The 19,427-nt window shown below is 44.5% G+C and carries 16 protein-coding genes; 15 read left to right on the top strand and 1 reads right to left on the bottom strand.

Going from position 1 to position 19,427, the window contains the following annotated elements; translation table 11 throughout:
- Positions 1-507 precede the first annotated feature (507 nt).
- From BM412_RS24025 to BM412_RS24010, 4 genes are all read left to right on the top strand, one after another.
- The gene (locus BM412_RS24025) at positions 508-1,614 is read left to right on the top strand and encodes a DUF3048 domain-containing protein (protein ID WP_256256564.1); all 1,107 of its coding nucleotides are present in this window, start codon (positions 508-510) and stop codon (positions 1,612-1,614) included.
- A gap of 36 nt (positions 1,615-1,650) precedes the next feature.
- Complete coding sequence (locus tag BM412_RS24020; protein ID WP_091224072.1) at positions 1,651-2,445, top strand: class I SAM-dependent methyltransferase; 795 nt, start codon at positions 1,651-1,653, stop codon at positions 2,443-2,445.
- Between the two features lie 264 nt (positions 2,446-2,709).
- Complete coding sequence (locus tag BM412_RS24015; protein ID WP_091224071.1) at positions 2,710-3,324, top strand: DUF47 domain-containing protein; 615 nt, start codon at positions 2,710-2,712, stop codon at positions 3,322-3,324.
- 18 nt (positions 3,325-3,342) lie between these two features.
- Entirely contained in the window at positions 3,343-4,341 is a 999-nt protein-coding gene (locus BM412_RS24010; RefSeq protein ID WP_091224070.1) for an inorganic phosphate transporter, read from the top strand.
- 87 nt (positions 4,342-4,428) lie between these two features.
- Here the strand turns inward: BM412_RS24010 and BM412_RS24005 are convergent, their stop codons facing one another.
- Positions 4,429-5,061 carry a hypothetical protein gene (locus BM412_RS24005; RefSeq protein ID WP_091224069.1) on the bottom strand — a complete coding sequence of 211 codons (633 nt, stop codon included), beginning with the start codon at positions 5,059-5,061 and terminating at the stop codon, positions 4,429-4,431.
- A 236-nt stretch (positions 5,062-5,297) separates the two neighbouring features.
- Here BM412_RS24005 and BM412_RS24000 point away from each other — a divergent pair, with 236 nt between their 5' ends.
- From BM412_RS24000 to BM412_RS23950, 11 genes are all read left to right on the top strand, one after another.
- Positions 5,298-5,588, top strand: coding sequence for a YerC/YecD family TrpR-related protein (locus BM412_RS24000; protein WP_090978952.1), 291 nt, complete (start codon positions 5,298-5,300; stop codon positions 5,586-5,588).
- Positions 5,551-6,474, top strand: a complete 924-nt coding sequence (locus BM412_RS23995) for a sirohydrochlorin chelatase (protein WP_371264855.1) — start codon at positions 5,551-5,553, stop codon at positions 6,472-6,474. Before BM412_RS24000 ends, BM412_RS23995 begins: the two co-directional genes overlap by 38 nt.
- A 189-nt stretch (positions 6,475-6,663) precedes the next feature.
- On the top strand, positions 6,664-7,578 hold the full coding sequence (locus BM412_RS23990) for a diacylglycerol kinase (RefSeq protein WP_091224066.1): 915 nt from the start codon (positions 6,664-6,666) through the stop codon (positions 7,576-7,578).
- A 101-nt stretch (positions 7,579-7,679) separates the two neighbouring features.
- On the top strand, positions 7,680-9,161 hold the full coding sequence (gene rlmD, locus BM412_RS23985) for a 23S rRNA (uracil(1939)-C(5))-methyltransferase RlmD (protein ID WP_091224064.1): 1,482 nt from the start codon (positions 7,680-7,682) through the stop codon (positions 9,159-9,161).
- A gap of 361 nt (positions 9,162-9,522) precedes the next feature.
- Positions 9,523-11,334 (top strand): type I restriction-modification system subunit M, encoded by a 1,812-nt coding sequence (locus BM412_RS23980; protein ID WP_091224061.1) that lies wholly within the window; start codon positions 9,523-9,525, stop codon positions 11,332-11,334.
- Entirely contained in the window at positions 11,334-12,806 is a 1,473-nt protein-coding gene (locus BM412_RS23975; protein WP_218163180.1) for a restriction endonuclease subunit S domain-containing protein, read from the top strand. Before BM412_RS23980 ends, BM412_RS23975 begins: the two co-directional genes overlap by 1 nt.
- A gap of 72 nt (positions 12,807-12,878) precedes the next feature.
- Positions 12,879-13,067 (top strand): hypothetical protein, encoded by a 189-nt coding sequence (locus tag BM412_RS32220; RefSeq protein ID WP_091224059.1) that lies wholly within the window; start codon positions 12,879-12,881, stop codon positions 13,065-13,067.
- A gap of 297 nt (positions 13,068-13,364) precedes the next feature.
- On the top strand, positions 13,365-14,519 hold the full coding sequence (locus BM412_RS23965) for a DUF262 domain-containing protein (protein ID WP_091224057.1): 1,155 nt from the start codon (positions 13,365-13,367) through the stop codon (positions 14,517-14,519).
- On the top strand, positions 14,512-15,255 hold the full coding sequence (locus BM412_RS23960) for an MAE_28990/MAE_18760 family HEPN-like nuclease (protein WP_091224055.1): 744 nt from the start codon (positions 14,512-14,514) through the stop codon (positions 15,253-15,255). Before BM412_RS23965 ends, BM412_RS23960 begins: the two co-directional genes overlap by 8 nt.
- A gap of 420 nt (positions 15,256-15,675) precedes the next feature.
- Positions 15,676-16,083, top strand: coding sequence for a (deoxy)nucleoside triphosphate pyrophosphohydrolase (locus BM412_RS23955; RefSeq protein ID WP_091224619.1), 408 nt, complete (start codon positions 15,676-15,678; stop codon positions 16,081-16,083).
- 116 nt (positions 16,084-16,199) lie between these two features.
- Positions 16,200-19,115: a DEAD/DEAH box helicase gene (locus tag BM412_RS23950; protein ID WP_091224053.1), complete on the top strand. Its 2,916-nt coding sequence runs from the start codon at positions 16,200-16,202 to the stop codon at positions 19,113-19,115.
- Positions 19,116-19,427: the final 312 nt, after the last annotated feature.

Here is a 19,427-nt window from a genome sequence, read left to right as displayed (position 1 = left end):
GCTGCTTTGTGCAATGCGAAATTCTAACGAATCGTAGAGGGCTTATTTCAACGAAATTAGGGGCTTTGAGATTCTAACGAATCGTAGGGGGTTTATTGTGGGAAAATCCGCTCCTAAATACACACTTGTGGTCAAATAAGGCCTGTAAGATTCGTTAGCCTATTTTTGGAGCCGTTTTCGGGCAAATAAGACCTGTACGATTCGTTAGAGCTATCACTCCACTCGAATTGCGCAGCTCGCACCAGATATCACTCCACTCCACCTCGCGCCCCGCCGCGTCCAACTGCGATAATCTAAGGAATGGCGCCTCGCCGCGTCCAGCTAGCTTGCGGTACTCTTACGAATCGTAGGTGAGATATCTCGCCCTGATTTCCGGGCGTCGAGATTCTTATGGGGAAATAGCAATTTAGAAAGTTCATTCCCGGCAACAGTGGAAGACAATGCCACCGCTCTTGTGGTTTAATAAGAAATATCCTAACTCAACTCTTCCAAAAGGTGGGCTCGCAGATGAAGCATGCTAAACGGTCATCCTTTCGCTTTACGCTCGTGCTTGGCGCAGTCATGCTGCTAGTGGCAAGTATGGTGCTCACGGGCTGCAACGAGAAGAAGCTTAACGTCAACGATACGCCACCGGTTGCCGAAACGCCGACGGAACCAGCGGAAGCGCCTGCAGAGACGGCGCCGGTTGATCCGCCCGCCGTGGATCCGCCTCAATATATTGCACCGCTGACCGGCTTGCCGCTGGATAGCGAACCTACGCAGCGTCCGATCGCCGTCATGGTGAACAACTTCGCCGCGGCGCGTCCCCAATCGGGATTGCCGAACGCCGATGTCGTCTGGGAAGTGCTTGCCGAAGGCGGCATTACGCGGCTCGTAGCCGTCTACCAAAGCGACACCTCGACGAATCCGATCGGTCCGATTCGCAGCAACCGTCCTTATCTGATTCGCATCGGCGAAGCCTATCATTCCGTATTGGCTCATGCGGGCGCGAGCACAGATGGCTACGACATCCTGCAGCATCATGACAAAGATTACTTAGACGAAATCTCCAACGCTGGCGCTTATTTTTACCGGGAATCGTTCCGCAAACCGCCGCACAATCTGTACTCCAATTTAGAGAAGCTGCGTGCAGGAGCCGCGAAGAAGAAATATGCGGAAACCGTCGAGATCCCGACGTTTACCTGGTCCGATCAAGGAGCAACCTCAGCGGGAGCGGCGGCAACGACGGTCGAGATTCATTTTCTGCTGAAGGATTACAAGCTGTCCTACCGTTACAACGAGGCGACTGGCCTCTATGAACGCTCGATTAACGGCAAACCGCATACCGATCTCACGACGAACAACCAGCTTACGGCTACGAATCTGGTGGTCATCGGCGCGAAACATAAGACCTACGACGACTACGGCCGGCTTGAAATTGATCTGGAGAGCGGCGGTCCTGCGATGCTGATCCAGAAAGGCAAGGAAGTCGACTGCACGTGGGAGCGCAGCAGCGACGGCGTCATTCGCCTCATGAAGGACGGACAGGAGCTGCCATTCGTACCCGGACATACCTTCTATCACATCGTTCCGATGACCCCGACGTTTGCGGGCCATGTGAAGCTCGGCATATAATGAATAGATTAGACGCGTAACGTGGAGGAACATAGATTGGAATCGACTACGAAGCAAAATGAAAAATCCTGGAACACCGGCGCCTACGGGGCGTGGCTGAAGCGTTTCGGCACGCCGGCCGAGGCGGCGGACAAAATCAAATCGGCACCCGAGAAGCGCATCGGTTCGGCACTGGAGCATATGGGGAATGTGCGCGGGAAGCGGATCGTGAATCTGCTTGGCTCGAACGGCAACAAAGCCGTGGCGCTTGCGCTGCTTGGCGCCGAAGCAACCGTCATCGATTTCTCCGCGGAGAACGAGCGTTATGCTACGGAACTGGCCGCTGCGGCAGTCGTTCCGCTTACCTATATCGTTGCAGATGTGCTGAAGCTGCCTAACGAGGTGCTTAACGGCAGCTACGACATCGTGTATATGGAGTTTGGGATTCTGCATTATTTTCAAAATCTGCTGCCGCTCTTCGAGGTCGTGAACGGGTTGCTTCGACAAGGAGGGACGCTCGTGCTGCAGGATTTCCATCCCGTCTCCACGAAGCTGATCTCTTCGCGCGGCACAACGGCGAACATCCGCAAACACAAGGTGGACGGCGATTATTTCAGCACGGAGCTGGAGGAGAAGGAAGTCGCATTCTCCAAGTTTATGTCGGAGGATCAAGAAGGGGCAGCGGAAGTCCCTAAAGTACTGCTGCGCAACTGGACGCTCGGGGAGATCGTAACGGCGGTTGCTTCCGGGGGATTGTGCATCAAGCTGCTGGAAGAGCTGCCGAATGCCTCTTCGGACGTGTTCGACAAAGGGATTCCGAAGACATTCACCATCGCAGCCGAGAAGCTGTAAATCGCGATAAAGCAGGAGAAGCCGGAGCAGATCCGGTTTCTTTTTTTTGCGCCGGAGGCGGTTAAAATCGGATGTGCCGGAAAACAATAGAAGGGCAAGGCAGCCTCAAATGAAAATAATGAACGATTTTTGATAATTAGTCATAAAACCTTTACAATCCCTTAACAATTGGGTTGTAAACTGTGTTAAGATATTGTCGGTTTCATATGGAGATTGTAGAAATTTACCGGCAACCAAATTAGCGCGACAGCGAAGGGGATAGTTATGTTTAAGAAAAAGAACGATGTGTTCTTTACGACACTGGAAGCGATGGCGGATACGATTCTGGAAGGCGTGCTCTACTTTGAGCAGAACGTTTCTAAAATCAAAGATGCCGGACAGTTTGCGAAAACGATGAAAGAGTATGAGAGCAAATGCGACCGTCACGTACATACGATTCTGACTGAACTGAACAAAACGTTCATTACGCCAATCGAGCGTGAAGATATTTTGAAGCTGACGACGTCGCTTGACGATGTGCTTGACGGCATCGAAGCTTGCGCTTCCCGTTTCGAAATGTACAACATTACGGAGCCGGACGAGTACGTCACTTTGTTCGCAGAGAACATCCTTCGCTGCGCGCAGCAAATCAAGAAAGCGATCTACCTCCTCTCCGAGAAGAAGCTGCTTGCGATGCGCGAGCCTGCGATCCATATCAACGAGCTTGAGAACCAAGCCGATGATCTGCTTCGCATCAGCGTGAAGAGCTTGTTCGCGAACGTGAAGGATCCGATTGAGCTGATCAAGCGCAAAGAGGTTTATGAGCGTCTGGAGCAAACGACCGACTATTGTGAGGATGTCGCAAACACACTCGAAACCATCATTATGCGCAACAGCTAAGGAGCGGGACGAGCAGGCATGGACATTTACATTTGGGTTGGCATCGTTATATTTCTAGCATTGGCCTTTGACTTTATTAACGGTTTTCACGATACAGCTAACGCGATCGCGACGACAGTGTCGACACGGGCATTGTCACCGCGGATGGCGATTATTCTAGCGTCACTGATGAACTTTATCGGGGCGATTATGTTTACGGGCGTGGCGAAGACGATCGGGGGCAAAATCGCGAATCCGGCTACGCTTGACCATGGCGTGCAGGTCGTAGTCGCGACGCTGATCGGGGCCATTGCATGGAACCTGGTCACGTGGTGGTTCGGTATCCCTTCCTCGTCTTCACATGCTTTGATCGGGTCATTGACCGGAGCGGTTGTCAGCTCTGCCGGATTAGACGCTATTAACGGCAGCGGATTTATCGATATCTTAAAGGCACTTATTCTATCGCCGCTCATTGCGTTCGCCGGGGGCTTTATCGTGATGTGGATATTGAAGCAGATTTTTGCCAAATCCAATCCGCATCACGTCAATAAAGTGTTCCGCTCGAGTCAGATTCTGACGGCGGCATTCCAATCGTTCACCCACGGGACGAACGATGCGCAGAAGGCGATGGGTATCATCACATTCGCGCTCGTCACGGCGGGCATCCAAGATAATACCGATCATATTCCGCTCTGGGTTAAGATTTCCGCAGCGACGGCTATGGCGCTCGGTACGTCGATCGGCGGCTGGAAGATCATCAAGACGATGGGTACGAAAATTTTCAAAATCGAGCCGATCAACGGCTTCGCGGCGGATATCACATCGGCAACCGTTATCTTAACGGCAACCATGACGCATCTGCCGGTAAGTACAACGCATGTAATTACGTCTTCCATTCTCGGCGTGGGCAGCGCGAAGCGCTTCTCCGCCGTCAAATGGGATTTGGCCGGACGGATCATCATCTCATGGATCATCACGATTCCGATTACGATGATTCTCGCGGCCGTGCTGTACCAGATTATCGCTTTGTTTATCTAAAATGTTAAAAGGCTGAACGTCTCGCAAGCGGCACTTAAGGTGCGCTTGGTTGAGATGTTCAGCCTTTTCTTCATGTGGTGTGGTCGGTTATCGACGAGGGCGTCTGCGGCGCGGGCCGCCGGGTGTTACGCCGGATTTGCTTCCGGTCCGCCGGCGCTTCTTCTTGCGGCGCTTCGGAGGTGCGTCATCATCGTCGTCGGTGCTGGTTACCGAAGCTCCTTTCTTCCCGAAGGAGGAAGCGAGTACCTTGATCAGCGGCGCCATCTGGGTGATGCTGCCGACCACTTTCTGCACCTTGCCCATCGTGGTCACGATCCCGTCGATGCCCCCTAATCGGTCGACTACGCCCTTGAGGTCATTGAGACTGGTGGCGAGGTTGAAGCCGGACTTGGCGTCGGCCTTGGCATCGGGTTTGACGTCGATCTTCCCTGCTTCGATCATCGCGGGGAGATTGCCGTCGGACTCCGGAAGAGGTATAATTTGCTGGCCGGCCGCCGGTTGGATGGTAATCGATGGGACTCCGGTAGAGAACTCGGAGGATGAGAACGGGACCGGGGTTTTCCCTAACCCGACGCTTTTGTTGGTGTTTAAGCCTTGAAATGGATCCGATATTCCGGGAAAAGGACTTTGCTGCCGCCCATGATGCAGGCCTTGACCTTGCCCGCCGCCCTGGCTCTGCTGCTCATAGCTGCCGGCGGGTGGATCGTAGCGGTATTTCACGCAGATCACAACCTTTTTTGGCTTTTTATATAGTAGTCTATGGGATAGGCAAACATACGGACTGGACGAATGCCCGTATTTTCGTAATAAATTTCCGCAGGTGCGGGGTAACACATGGCGATCGTTGTGGGCCGACATGTCCTTCTGTTCTGTGAAGCGCTACAACGGTGATGCTTGAATAATGGTAGAGAAACGAATACAATTAACTTACTAGTTCAAGTAGGAGTGTGCGGACGATGCAATTGAAGAAGCTGAATGACAAGACGTTCGACCAGCTGTTTGAAGCAATTCTTACGCTGGAGACGGTGGAAGAATGCTATGTGTTCTTTGACGATTTGTGTACGGTAAACGAGATCCAGTCGCTGTCCCAGCGGCTTGAAGTGGCACGCATGCTTGGCAAGGGTGCGACATATAATCAGATTGAAGCCGAAACCGGCGCAAGCACGGCGACGATTTCGCGCGTGAAGCGGTGCCTGAACTATGGCAACGATGGGTACAAGATGGCGCTGGAGCGCGCAGGACGCTAACGTCATGCGGAAGCCTGGCGTGTTGGTTATTAGTCACGGCTCGCGCGAGGCGGACTGGGTGAAGCTTGTGGATGAGGCAGTAGCGGCGGTTGTGGTAGGGCGAGAGGGTGGCGCTGTTGGAAGCGCTGATCGCGATGAGAGCAGAGATGCTGACGCTAGTCGCGGTGACGAGCAGAGCCCTAGTAACCTTACCGGCGCCGATGTGCCGGTTGTCTCGGCTTTTCTTGAGATTGTAGAAGGACGTCTGATTCAAGACGGCATAGATCAGCTGGAAGCGGAAGGCGTGACGGAGCTCTACGTCCTTCCGCTTTTTGTGTCGTCCGGCAGTACGCATGTGGACGACATTGCGCAGGCGTTCGGCGTTGCGCCGGTGTCGGCGGGGCGCCGCGGCGAGCTGGTGCCGTTTCGGGTTGGCGCGGGCATGAGCGTCCGCTTCGGCTTGCCGATCGACGACGACGCGGATATTGCCGAGCTGCTGCTCGGCAATATCGCGGAGCTGTCGTCGGCGCCAGCGCGGGAGCGATTGCTGCTCGTCGCGCACGGTTCGCGCGAGCCGGTCTTCCACCGCCGCTGGCGGGATGGGATGCGGCAGCTCGCGGCGCGTGTTCGCGAGCTTGGCGGGTTTGGCGGCGCAGACATTGCGATGCTGCTGCCGAACCAAGCGGCCTGCAAGCTGCGCGCGCTGCAGCGGCGGTACCCCGGTGACTCGTTCCTCGTCGTGCCTCTCTTTCTGAGCGAGGGTTATTTTACAAGAACGGTGATTCCGGGTCGGCTTGAAGGGCTGGATTACCGGTACAATGGCCGCGCGCTGCTGCCGAATCCGAACATTGTGCGCTGGGTGGAGCGTCAGATCGAGAGCTGGCTGAGTGAGCTGAATGGTGCGTGATGACTTGTCGCTCGTCGCTGGCAATAACTGCCGAGTGGCGTTTGGGAAGTTCGCCATTTAGGTGTATAGTAAAGGGTAGAGAACGCGAGAAGATACGGGCAGCAGGATGCTTGCCGGTTGCCGTGTTTACGGATGCGCGGGAGGCGCTGCCGTACACGGTCCGGAGTGAATGTGCCGGAGGTGGACTAGGTGACGATTAAGAGGGCGAGATTGATCTATAACCCGACATCGGGTCGGGAGGAAATAAAGAAGCGGCTGCCGGATATCCTACAGCGGCTAGAGCGCGGCGGCATCGAGACGAGCTGCCACGCCACCGTGAGCGAAGGCGATGCGACGATCGCGGCATCCGAAGCGGCGGACCGCGGCTTCGATATGATTATTGCGGCCGGCGGCGACGGGACGCTGTATGAAGTGATCAACGGCTTGGCGGAGAAGGACGTACGACCGCCGCTGGGGATTTTGCCGCTCGGGACCACGAATGATTTTGCCCGCGCGCTTGGCATTCCGAAGCACTGGGAGTACGCGTGCGATCTCATCATTCAGCAGTACACGAAGCCGATCGATCTGGGACGGGCGAATCAGCGGTATTTTATCAATATTGCAGGAGGTGGCTCCTTGACGGAGCTGACCTATGAAGTGCCGAGCAAGCTGAAGACGATGATCGGGCAGCTGGCCTATTATATGAAGGGTCTTGAGAAAATGACCCGCCTTCGGCCAACGGAGCTGCGGCTCCAGGCGAAGGAGATCGGCGAGATCCATGAGGAGATCATGATGTTCCTCATCTGCAACAGCAATTCGGTCGGCGGCTTCGAGAAGCTGGCGCCTGAGGCGAGCCTCAGCGATGGCCTGTTCGACGTAGTCGTGCTGAAGAAATGCAACCTCGGCGAATTCATCCGGCTGGCGTCACTGGCGCTGCGAGGCGAGCATTTGCATGATCCGCATGTGGTGCATTTCCAGACGCGCGAGCTGATCGTCACGACACCGGATTACGTGCAGCTGAACCTGGACGGCGAGTATGGCGGCACGCTGCCATGTACGTTCACGGTGCTGCCGTCGCATTTGAACATTATCGTAGATGAAGCGGGCAATTCTACTTATAAATAAACGGCATGAAGCAGATAGATGGGTAAGGCGAGATAAGCTCGAAGCAGAGATATGAAATAGGCAAGACAACTGATTGAGGAAAACGGAGCGGGTTACGTACAATGAGCAACAATAAGGTTAAAGTACCGACAGTAAGCAAAAATGATGAAGTCGTCGTCGACATTGTCGGCTTGACGCATGAAGGCGAAGGGGTAGGCCGTGCAGACGGCTTTACCCTTTTTATACAGGGGGCCCTTCCCGGCGAACGCGTCCGTGCGAAGGTGTTGAAGGTGAAGAAGACGTATGGCTACGCGAAGCTGCAGGAGTTATTGGTTAAGAGCGCGGACCGGGTAGACGCGCCATGTCCGATCTATAAGCAGTGCGGCGGCTGTCAGCTGCAGCACTTGAGTTATGAGGGGCAGCTGGCGTGGAAGCGGCAGCATGTGGTGGATAATTTGGAGCGGATCGGGAAGCTACGGGTTGCTGGGGCGGACGGCGAAGGTGGCCTAGTCGGCGGTGAGGCGGATGCAGTGATTGTCCATCCCACGGTTGGGATGGACGAGCCATGGCGCTATCGGAACAAGGCGTCCGTGCCAATGGGCATGGCCGCTGTGGCAACAGGAGGCGACGGCGATGGACTCTTCTCGGAAGAGCGCCTGATCGGTGGCTTCTACGCGCGCGGTAGTCACCGCATCATTGATATGGACGAGTGCATGATTCAGCACTCGCACAATGATGATATTGTGGCTCGCGTGAAGGCGATCGGCCGCGAGCTTGGTGTTTCGGCCTATAACGAAGAGACAGGTCGAGGGCTGCTGCGTCATGTGATGACGCGTGTTGGTTTCGTATCGGGCGAGGCGATGATCGTGCTGATCACGAACGGCCAGCACATCCCTCAAGTGGACAGCTGGATCAAGATGATTCGCGAAGCCGTGCCTAATGTGAAGAGTATCGTGCAGAACGTAAACAAGCGTGATACGAACGTGATCTTCGGCGATGAGACCCGCGTGCTATGGGGCAGCGAGGTTATCTATGACGAGCTCGATGGCATTCGCTTCGCCATCTCGGCACGGTCGTTCTACCAGGTAAACCCTGTGCAAACGGTGGAACTTTACCGCAAAGCGGTTGAATACGCGGCGCTGACGGGGAGCGAGCGGGTTATCGATGCCTATTGTGGCATCGGTACGATTTCGTTGTTCTTGGCGAGGCAAGCAGGACATGTTTACGGCGTCGAGATCGTGCCAGAGGCGATTGCGGATGCTGAGCGCAATGCGAAGCTGAACGGGATTGAGAACGCCTCGTTCGAGGCAGGACCAGCCGAGGTCGTGATCCCGCGCTGGCGTAAGGAAGGCATCGTGCCTGCCGTGATCGTGGTCGATCCGCCGCGAAAAGGCTGCGACGAAGCGTTGCTGGAGACGATCCTTGCGATGCACCCGGAGCGTGTGGTGTATGTGTCGTGTAATCCGTCGACACTAGCACGTGACCTGCGCGTGTTGGAGGATGGTGGGTATCGGACGGTCGAGGTGCAGCCGGTGGATATGTTTCCGCATACGACACACATCGAGAGCGTCTGTTCCTTGATTTATAAAGGTTTGAGTGAGTGAATGAGGGAGTTGGGGACGCGAGCGATTTCGCGTCCCCATTTGATTTGAGGTGCTAGAAATGTCAGTAGGCGTAGTAGACAGGTGTAGCACTTGACTAAGTGAAGCTGTTTAAGATTATTCGCGGGGAACCATATCTTATATAAATTTCTAATATTCGATACGTAAGGAAGTTCATCACTTTCTCTTGAATTGTTGTAAGGACTATAAATTGTATTCAGCGGAATAATATGATAAGAACATTAGTTCTCATTTAAATGTTTGATAGAAAATATGAATTAGTTAACAGTATCAAAAAATGCAGGATTTTGTCTGTTGGGCTCGAACATATACTGTAATAAAAGATAGATAGAGGAGTTTAGATATGCCAGACATTATTGCAGAAGCTGAAGTTGAAATTAAGGAAGGATATATCCTTGATTATATCTCAGGTAAATTAGTTAAGGATTCACCTGAAGAGCGTGAAGCAGTTCAAGTTTTCTCGGAAATATTGGTCAGAGACTACGGTTATCCTAAAGAACATATACAAACTCGTCCTCAATGGCGCGTGAAGGTTAGACCTTCTGATAAGAAAAAGGAATACCCTATTGATATTGCAGTTTTTGAAGATGCTACGAAGACTGAGGATAATATATCTATAATTATTGAATGTAAAAAGAAAAACCGGAAAGACGGTAGGAGTCAACTTGAGGACTATTTACGGTTCTCAAAGGCAAGGATGGGAGTTTGGTTTAATGGCGAGGAAAGATTTTACCTTGTTAAAACTGAAAAAGGTGGAAAAGTACTCTTTGAGGAAATTCCCAACATCCCTCAGTATGGACAAAGGTTAGAAGATGTTGGACAGTTTACGAGAAAAGATTTGAAACCAGCAACTAATCTAAAAGTAATATTTAGAACGATTCGCAACTATTTAGCAGCTAATGCAGTTGGGGCGACAAGAGACGAAATATTTGCTCAACAACTTATTAATCTTATTTTTTGTAAGATATATGATGAAAGATTTACTAAGTCGGGCGATATAGTTACTTTCCGAGCAGGTATTGATGAAGAAGATACAAAAGTAAAAGAACGTATAGTTAAGTTATTTGAAAAAGTTAAAAAACAATATAGTGATGTTATTGAGGTCGCTGATTCAATAACCTTGGATGCAAATAGCTTGACATATGTGGTCGGTGAGCTTCAGAATTATTGTCTAGTTGATAGTGAACGTGATGCCGTAGCAGAAGCGTTCGAGATATTTATTGGTCCTTCTCTTAAGGGACCGCAGGGGCAATTTTTTACACCACGAAATGTAGTAAAGATGATTGTTGATATGATTGACCCTTCTCCGGATGATAAGATAATTGACCCAGCATGTGGAAGTGGTGGCTTTTTGGTTGAAGCCCTAAGATATGTATGGAATAAGGTTGAGGCACAGGGTTCTGATTTAGGTTGGCCAGACCAAGAAATTCATTCCGAGAAGCAGAAAGTTGCGATACGAAACTTTCGAGGAATTGATAAGGATAGTTTTTTAAGTAAAGTTGCAAAAGCATATATGGCTATATTGGGTGATGGGCGCGGTGGTGTATTCTGTGAAAATAGTCTCGATGCACGCGAAAATTGGTCTTCAGCTACACAGAGTGAAATAGTCTATGGTGGATTTGATATTGTCCTAACCAATCCACCGTTTGGGAAAAAGCTTGCTATTGATTCTGAGGATACGCTCAGTAAATATGAATTAGGTCATGTTTGGAAAATGAATGATGATGGCAAGTTTGAAAAGGGCGCAATGCAAGAAAAACAGCCCCCACAAATACTGTTTATTGAGCGTTGTTTAGATTTGTTAAAGCCAGGTGGTAAAATGGGTATTGTACTGCTTGAAAGTACATTTGGTATGCCAAAGTACCGGTATGTTGTCGATTATCTAACACAAAGAGCAAAAATTAACGCTATTGTAGCAATGCCAGAGGATTTATTCCAACCTCATACACATGCCAAGACGTGTGTGGTTATCTGCGAAAAAGTAGCTGAAAAGCCAAAAGAACCATACCCAATTTTCATGAGTGAAGTTGAATGGTGCGGACATGATAGTAGGGGAAATCCGACATATAGAGTTAATGCAGAAGGAAAGAGAGTCCTGCTCGATGATACAGTTAATGTAGCGGCTATTTATCACGACGGGAGAAGAAAAAAATAATGATTAGTTATTGGATTGATTCAGACCAAATCTCAGATAGTATATTTATCCCAAAGTACTATAACCCTAATTTAGTAGAGAAAATTAATGACTTACGACCAACTCATAATTGCATGAGTATAAAAGAACTGTCTGAAAATGGGATCATTCAGTTCTATACTGGTCACGAAATCGGGAAAAATGCCTACGGTACAGGAGATATTCCTTTTGTAAGAACATCGGATATATCCAATTGGGAAATTAAAACTATCCCTAAACAAGGCGTTAGTAAAGAAATCTACAACGAGTATTCAAAGGTACAAGACGTTCAAGAAGGTGATATACTCTTTGTCAGAGATGGTACGTATCTTATTGGGAATAACTGCTTTATTACAAAAGTTGATAAAGAGTTACTTTTTCAATCGCATATATTGAAAGTTAGGGTTATTAAACCGGAATACATGGAACCTGAACTTTTATTTTTACTATTTAATACAGACTTAGTACAAGAACAAATTAGATCTTTTCAATTTACTGCTGATATTATTGATACTATAGGTCAGCGTTTTAATGAAATTATACTTCCAGTGCCAAAGGATAAAACTTTCAGGTCGCAAATAGTAACAAAGTTACAACATGCCTTATCCCAAAGAGTAATTGGAAAGGCATTTATCAAACACATGCCCAAGATAATTGAACAAGTGTTATTAGACGATGATATTAATGAAATTCGAAAACTTGAAAAAATGGATATTGATGAAATTACATCGTTAATAACAACCGAAACCATAACCTCTGAGTTTGGTGGATTCAACTGCTTCTCCCTTTTATCTTCGCAAATAAAGGATTCAATCTTTATTCCTAAGTACTATGACCCGACAATTGAAAAGGAACTTAGTGAACTTGAACATAACTGTGAACTAGTAACAATGGGTCAACTTAAACTAACTGGTGTAATCTCGTATTATACTGGCGACGAAATAGGTAAGATGGCATACGGGACAGGGAGTATCCCGTTTATTAGAACATCGGACTTCTCAAATTGGGAAATTAAGCACAATCCAAAACAAGGAATTTCGGAAGAAATTTATGAGGAGTACGCTATACGAGAAGATGTAAATGAAAATGATGTTCTTTTAGTAAGGGATGGAACTTATCTAGTCGGTTCTTCTTGTATTATTACTAAGTTCGATGCCAAGTCATTATTTTGCGGCGGATTATATAAAATAAGATGTAATGACTGGGAACGCATCGACCCCTTTTTACTTTTAGGACTACTTAATTCCTATATTGTAAAAAGGCAAATTCGCACAAAGCAGTTTACTAGAGATGTAATTGATACCATTGGGAATAGAATAGATGAAGTGGTTATTCCAATTCCTAGAAATGATGTAACCAAAAAGAAAATTAGCGACTTTATTAAAAAAATAGTCGAAACAAGAATTGATTCTCGTGAGGAAATTACTTCGCTTGCAAAGTTTGTTATTAATTAAATACAAATAATCTAAAAAACATCAAAGACCAACGATTAATTGGCTTTGGTGTTTTTTAGGTGGAGGAAGAATATGAAAAGAGGATTTAAAGTAGTATGGGATAATCATTTTGAGATTTGTATTAGAAGCAGCATATTAGTTGAAGTTTGGATGCAAAATGAATTAGAGGACATTGGAATTATTGAATCCTATTCAACCAATAGTTTTAAGATAAATGGAGGTTTTTACTTTAGAGAGAATGTATTGATAATTGTACAATAAGAAATATTATATTTGTGATTCTACCTATTGAATTACAATTAATAGGTCTATTTAAGAAGATCCCCCATTACTTAGAGAGCACAAGAGCCGAAATAAGCTTTGATATGGTTACAATATTACCGTACATATATGAGTGCTGTATCATAACTGTGAGTTTCTTATGGCAAGGCGGATAAAACCAAATGAGTATAATGTTATCCTAAGAAAAAACCTGTTGTGTAATTAGATACTAGTATACAATATAAATAATGGAAGTAATTTCTTTTGAAATAAAATTATAAATATAGAGGTGTAAGAATGAGCGAGTTGTTATATTTTGGGGATGATGTAGAAGAGGGAATTTATGATGACAGTATATTAGATATTGAAGAAGATGAAGATGAAGTAATCAATGAGATTCCTACGGAACAAAGAAAATTAAGAGTACAAGCATATGATAAAAGTGTAAATGATCTTGTTCGTATGGTAAGGGAAAATGATATTATATTAAATCCTGAATATCAAAGAAATTATGTGTGGGATAATAAGAAGGCATCGTTACTGATTGAATCAATCTTATTAAATATCCCAATACCCGTAATTTATGCTTCAGAAGAAGAGGATAGCAGATGGAATGTTGTTGATGGATTACAAAGACTAACTGCTTTAAAGAGATTTTTTGAAAATAATTTTAAATTAACTGGACTTCAAATTTTAAGTGAATTAAATGGTGTTAAGTATGAGGATCTTAATCCAAAAGCAACTAGAGTATTGAAAAATGGTAATTTAAGAATAATATTGATATTTAATGATTCTCATCCTGAAATAAAATACGATATCTTTCTGAGATTGAACACAGGTTCAGTAAAGTTAAATGAACAAGAACTTAGAAATTGTTTATATAGAGGTAACCTAAATAATGCAATTAAAGAACTGGCTAAAAATCGTAAACTATTAAATATTTTAGGGTTAAAGTCCCCTCATAAACGAATGGTAGATTGTGAAATGATTTTACGGTATTTTGCATTCTCTGAGAATTTCGATATATCAAGTAATACCATTAGTAATTATAAAGGAGCAATAAAGACCTTTCTCAACTCTTATTCTGAGAGCAATCAAAATCTTACAGTAGAAGCTGTGGAGAATCTGAAGATTAAATTTAATAGAGTTATAGATTCAGTATATGTGGTGTTCGGAGACAAAGCATTTAGAAAGTTAAATGAAGATGGGTTTGAAACAAAAATTAACAAAGCAATAATGGATGTTATCATGATTAGTTTTGAGCATTATGAATTCAAAAAAATCGAGGAAAAGAAAGATTTAATCTTAAACCTTTATAAGGAAAAACTAAATGAGGTTAAATTTAATTTAGCAGTCACCCAAGGAACTTCAGATACAAAAGTATTAGAGTATAGGCTTGATGAATGGATAAAAGAATTAGATAAGGTAATGAAGGGTGTTAAGAATGACTAATCAACTAGGGAGTTTTGGGAGTTTTAATAATGCACTAACTGAGGTAAATCTCTTAATAAACTTCGCAAGTAAGTGTGAAAGATTACCCAATGAATATGCAGCATTAAATAAAAGCGCCTTATTACTTCTCACTTCGAAATTTGAAGTATTTGTTGAGGACGTAGTTAAAGAATATATAGAGGAAATTAATTCAATGAATTTGACTAACTTATTAATTTCTGAACAGCTAAAAATAAAACACTCAATTACTCGAATTAAGGATTTAGTAGATTTCATTGAAAACCCGAGTAAAAATGATAAGAAGGTAGAAGTATTTAAGGATTTAGCACAACTTTGGTCGGACCAGGAGATCACTTTTGCAGGCTTAGATATTCCCAATAAATTCAACTATGGGAAGCATGGTTCTAAAGAAATGCAAAAGTTATTTAGCAACATAGAAATCGAGAACATATTTGAAACAATAGTTCTATATTCTGATAATGAACATTCATTACTTGAAGATGAACAAGTGATCGATTTTAAAGGAATAATAAATAATATTACAAGTCAGAGGAATAATATAACACATCAGGATAAGACTCCAAATATGACCCATCAACAAATAGGCGAGTACGTTGATTATTTCAATAGATTCTCAAAAGAATTGTGCCAGTATCTTGAAGGTAAACTTTATAGTATGAGACAAGAGCTAGAGGCGTATAAACAAGTAGCCGCTCAAAGAGAGAGTGCTAGTTAGGGTAGCACTAATTTCATCATGAGGTAGTGAGCGAATACTGCAACATCTAAAGATTTGTCACTATTAATAATTCCACACATGTCCAATCTGTGGATTGCTTATCCAAATGAGACTGCAGAATAATCAGTATTCTGCAAAACATGACTGTGGTTAAGCGAAATAAGCTTGTCATTAAGCCGAATGGAATTAGGCATCCTACTTGATATTCTTTCGGCTTTTTTTTAGCAATTTCCTACTAGTTGATTAATTAAATTGCCCTGGAAACAGCACTACTAGCCAACTACATAAGAGTATAGGTGTTGCATTTACTTACTTCTCATCTTTGTAATGAGATCAGGGCATAGTAAAACTTTAAACTTGTCCAAACTTAATAATGACGAGTATGATAAAGTTAACCTATTGGAACTTATGGAGGAAGACATGAAAAAAAATATCCATGTAGTTGGAGCAGTCATTTTGCATGAAGGTAAAATACTTTGTGCCCAAAGAGGGGAGAATTCAAGCTTACCGCTGAAATGGGAATTTCCAGGCGGGAAAATTGAAGCGGGGGAAACACCTCAAGCTGCGCTTCATCGTGAGATTTTAGAGGAAATGCACTGTCAGGTTAAAATTGGAGAGCAGATTGAGCATACGGTATATGAGTATGATTTCGGATTTGTTCATCTAACGACATTTTATTGCAAGCTTATTGAAGGCACTCCTGTATTAACAGAGCATGCGGCAATACAGTGGTTGCCAGTGTCACAATTGAGCGCCTTGGACTGGGCACCTGCAGATATTCCGGCTATAGAGAAAATCGTCGAACAGAATCAAATCGAATCACTATAAATTGCACAATTCACACCAACTTAAGGACTACCTGCAAATAATGCGTAGGTGGTCCTTTTTGTATGCTAAAATAGTAATTACTATTAATGTTATTAATTAGGGTGGGCTAAATTCAAATGACAAACACAATACTAGTAGACGCATTATCTTTAAGTATTAGCCAACCCTCTCAGTTCGCAGATCAAGCGTTAAAGACGCCTCCGAAATTATTGGTTAATAATCCTAAAAAGAATGAAAGTATATTAACACCGGTCTTGGAAGAATTGTCGCAATGCCAATCCTTTATGTTTATTGTGGCCTTCGTAACTGAAAGTGGCCTAGCGACATTAAAGGCACAGCTCCTGGATCTAAGTCGTAAAGGGATTAAAGGTAGACTACTGACATCTACTTATCTTTATTTCAATCATCCGAAGGTGTTTAGAGAGTTACTTAAAATTAAAAATATGGAGGTTCGACTATCGGACCTTAAAGGCTTCCATTCTAAAGGCTATATATTCATTAATGAGCTGCAGCAATCACTGATAATTGGCAGCGCGAATTTAACTGCCCAAGCACTCAAAGTGAACTATGAGTGGAGTGTTAAGCTAACACTAAATCCAGATGCAGAGATCATTCACCAAATCACAAATCAGTACGAAGATGTATGGCTGGAATCTAGTGCATTATCAGAAGAATGGATAATGAATTACGAGAAGGCTTTTATCCAATACTCAGCAAAGAAAATTATAGAAGAGTTATCTGTTGAAATTCTCAGTGATAAGAAAATCTCTAACTCCATTCCTTCCATCGAGCCTAACAAAATGCAGCGCTACGCTTTGCAAAGAATAGATGAAATACACCAAGCCAATAAACAAAAGGCTTTGATAATCTCAGCTACTGGGACAGGGAAAACGTACCTATCTGCTTTCGATGTAAGAAGATATAATCCGAAACGAATGTTGTTTATCGCCCATAGAGAGCAAATATTACTTAAATCCAAATCCGATTATTTCAGCATAGTTGGTGGAGATGATAAGGATTATGGGATCCTATCGGGTAATAGCAAGTGTGATCAAGCCAAGTATGTTTTTGCTACCATTCAAACCATCTCAAAGACCGATGTGCTTAGCCAATTTGATCCAGAGTGCTTTGATTACATATTAATCGATGAAGTGCATAAAGCTGGGGCAGCGTCCTATCGTAAAGTGATTGATTATTTTAAACCGCGCTTCTTAATGGGCATGACAGCAACTCCTGAGCGATCTGATGATTTCAACATTTATCAACTCTTTGATTACAATGTCGCCTACGAGATTAGATTGCAGGAAGCTCTAGAAGAAGAAATGCTATGTCCGTTTCATTACTTTGGAGTTACGGATTTCGAGCATGAAGGGCAAATTATTGATGATACAACGGTATTAGGGAAGCTTGTTACGGATGAGCGGGTAAATCATATGATTGAGAAAATCGAGTATTATGGCTTCTCTGGGCAGATAGTAAAAGGGTTAATATTCTGTAGTCGTAAAGAAGAAGCAATTATGCTTTCTGGAATGATGAATGCAAGAGGATATCGAACAGTCCCCTTAACTGGAGACGATGATATTAACCAGAGAGAATTACAAATTCAAGCTTTGGAAAACGGAGAAATTGAATATATTATTACGGTTGATATTTTCAACGAAGGTATAGATATTCCTAGTGTCAATCAAGTAGTCATGTTAAGACAAACCCAGTCGAGTATTATCTTTATACAACAGCTGGGCAGAGGTCTTAGGAAGCATGATACTAAAGATTTTGTTACGATTATTGATTTTATAGGCAATTACAAAAACAACTACCTTATTCCGATAGCTCTATCCGGCGATAAATCGATGAATAAAGATAACATTCGAAGAAAAATGAAGGACACGAGCTACATTAATGGCATTTCTACGATTAATTTTGAAGAAGTGGCTAAGGAACAAATTTACAAATCAATAAACAACAGCAATTTGACGGAGCTTAAGAAATTAAGGGATGCCTATATTGAATTGAAAAACCGAATTGGTCGGACTCCGAAACTGTACGATTTTATAACTAATAACTCATTGGATCCCCTGGTCCTACTAGATTCTCATGACTCGTACTACAAATTTCTGAAAAGAATTAATGAAGTGGTTTCAGAACTAAGTGTATTTGAAGAGAAGATATTAGCTATGCTCTCAACCGAAATTCTTCCTGGAAAACGGAAGCACGAGATCGTGTTATTGGAGTTGTTGTTACAACAAGAGACAGTTTCGTATGAGGACTATCTGCACGCGTTACAGCAATCAAACTGTCGAGTGGATGAGGCAACACTTGCATCGGTTGAACGTGTTTTAGACTTATCCTTCTTCGTTACGGCTCAGCGTGAGAAGTACGGAAACAAACCAATTAGCACATTAATAGATGGGAAAGAGTTCATTTTGAATGAGGAAATAAAAAACAAAATGAGTAAAAACTCTTATTTCCACGAATCGATAATCGATATTCTTGAATGTGCTAAAGCGAAGTCGAGCGACTACGATGGAAGTTCACTACTAACGTTGTATCAGAAATACACGCGTAAAGATGTTGGTAAATTGCTGAACTGGGGTAGCGATGAAAGCTCTACGATGTATGGTTATAAAACCAAACATAATACCTGTCCGATATTTGTAACGTATCACAAAGATGATGACATTGAATCAGGCATAAAATACGAGGACGAGCTTCTTTCTCCACAAGTTTTGAAATGGTTCACAAGAAGGAATCGTACCATTCATTCTGAAGAGGTAAAGAAAATAATCGATGCCAAGGAGAATGGAATAGAGGTTCATATCTTTGTGAAGAAGGACGATGATGAAGGGGGCAGCGACTATTATTACTTTGGTAAAGCAACCCCTGTTCCAGCCAGTGTTGGGCAAACCATAATGAAAAGTAAGACTGGTAAAGACGAGCCTGTTGTCTTTATGAATATGATTCTGGAGAATCCGGTGGAATCTAGAATTTATCACTATGTGAAGACTGGAAATACTAGTTCTTCAATTACTTAGTGGGGCATTTTCGATTTTTTGCTTATTAGGAATAGTTTTTAGAGCAACATTCACTTATCCTCAAAAGCTCAGGCGTATTCAACGCTTGGGCTTTTGTTATACGAATTGGCGTGAACGATTCGAGGAGATGTTACAAATATCGTAGCTAAAATGTGCATACTGAGTGTCCACTTTCATGGCATAGGTCCGGTTCTCATTAAGACAATAATGCCCTCGTAAAGGAGAAGATTACCTTATAGGAACTCCATTGCAACAGACGTATGATAAGACTAGTCCACAATATGCAGAGGTTCATTCTGAAAAATGATGACA

The organism is Paenibacillus sp. BC26 (genome assembly GCF_900116125.1).
Classification (GTDB): Bacteria; Bacillota; Bacilli; order Paenibacillales; family Paenibacillaceae; genus Paenibacillus_Z; species Paenibacillus_Z lignilyticus.
Note: the sequence above shows the minus strand (reverse complement) of the source record. Positions and strands in the feature narration are given on the sequence as shown.

Excerpts from the sequence above, each read along its gene's own strand:
- BM412_RS24015 (WP_091224071.1), top strand. The coding sequence starts at position 2,710 with ATGTTTAAGAAAAAGAACGATGTGTTCTTTACGACACTGGAAGCGATG.
- rlmD (WP_091224064.1), top strand. The coding sequence starts at position 7,680 with ATGAGCAACAATAAGGTTAAAGTACCGACAGTAAGCAAAAATGATGAA.
- BM412_RS23975 (WP_218163180.1), top strand. The coding sequence starts at position 11,334 with ATGATTAGTTATTGGATTGATTCAGACCAAATCTCAGATAGTATATTT.
- BM412_RS23955 (WP_091224619.1), top strand. The coding sequence starts at position 15,676 with ATGAAAAAAAATATCCATGTAGTTGGAGCAGTCATTTTGCATGAAGGT.
- BM412_RS24025 (WP_256256564.1), top strand. The coding sequence starts at position 508 with ATGAAGCATGCTAAACGGTCATCCTTTCGCTTTACGCTCGTGCTTGGC.
- BM412_RS23960 (WP_091224055.1), top strand. The coding sequence starts at position 14,512 with ATGACTAATCAACTAGGGAGTTTTGGGAGTTTTAATAATGCACTAACT.
- BM412_RS32220 (WP_091224059.1), top strand. The coding sequence starts at position 12,879 with ATGAAAAGAGGATTTAAAGTAGTATGGGATAATCATTTTGAGATTTGT.
- BM412_RS23980 (WP_091224061.1), top strand. The coding sequence starts at position 9,523 with ATGCCAGACATTATTGCAGAAGCTGAAGTTGAAATTAAGGAAGGATAT.
- BM412_RS24000 (WP_090978952.1), top strand. The coding sequence starts at position 5,298 with ATGCAATTGAAGAAGCTGAATGACAAGACGTTCGACCAGCTGTTTGAA.
- BM412_RS23965 (WP_091224057.1), top strand. The coding sequence starts at position 13,365 with ATGAGCGAGTTGTTATATTTTGGGGATGATGTAGAAGAGGGAATTTAT.
- BM412_RS23950 (WP_091224053.1), top strand. The coding sequence starts at position 16,200 with ATGACAAACACAATACTAGTAGACGCATTATCTTTAAGTATTAGCCAA.
- BM412_RS23995 (WP_371264855.1), top strand. The coding sequence starts at position 5,551 with ATGGGTACAAGATGGCGCTGGAGCGCGCAGGACGCTAACGTCATGCGG.
- BM412_RS24010 (WP_091224070.1), top strand. The coding sequence starts at position 3,343 with ATGGACATTTACATTTGGGTTGGCATCGTTATATTTCTAGCATTGGCC.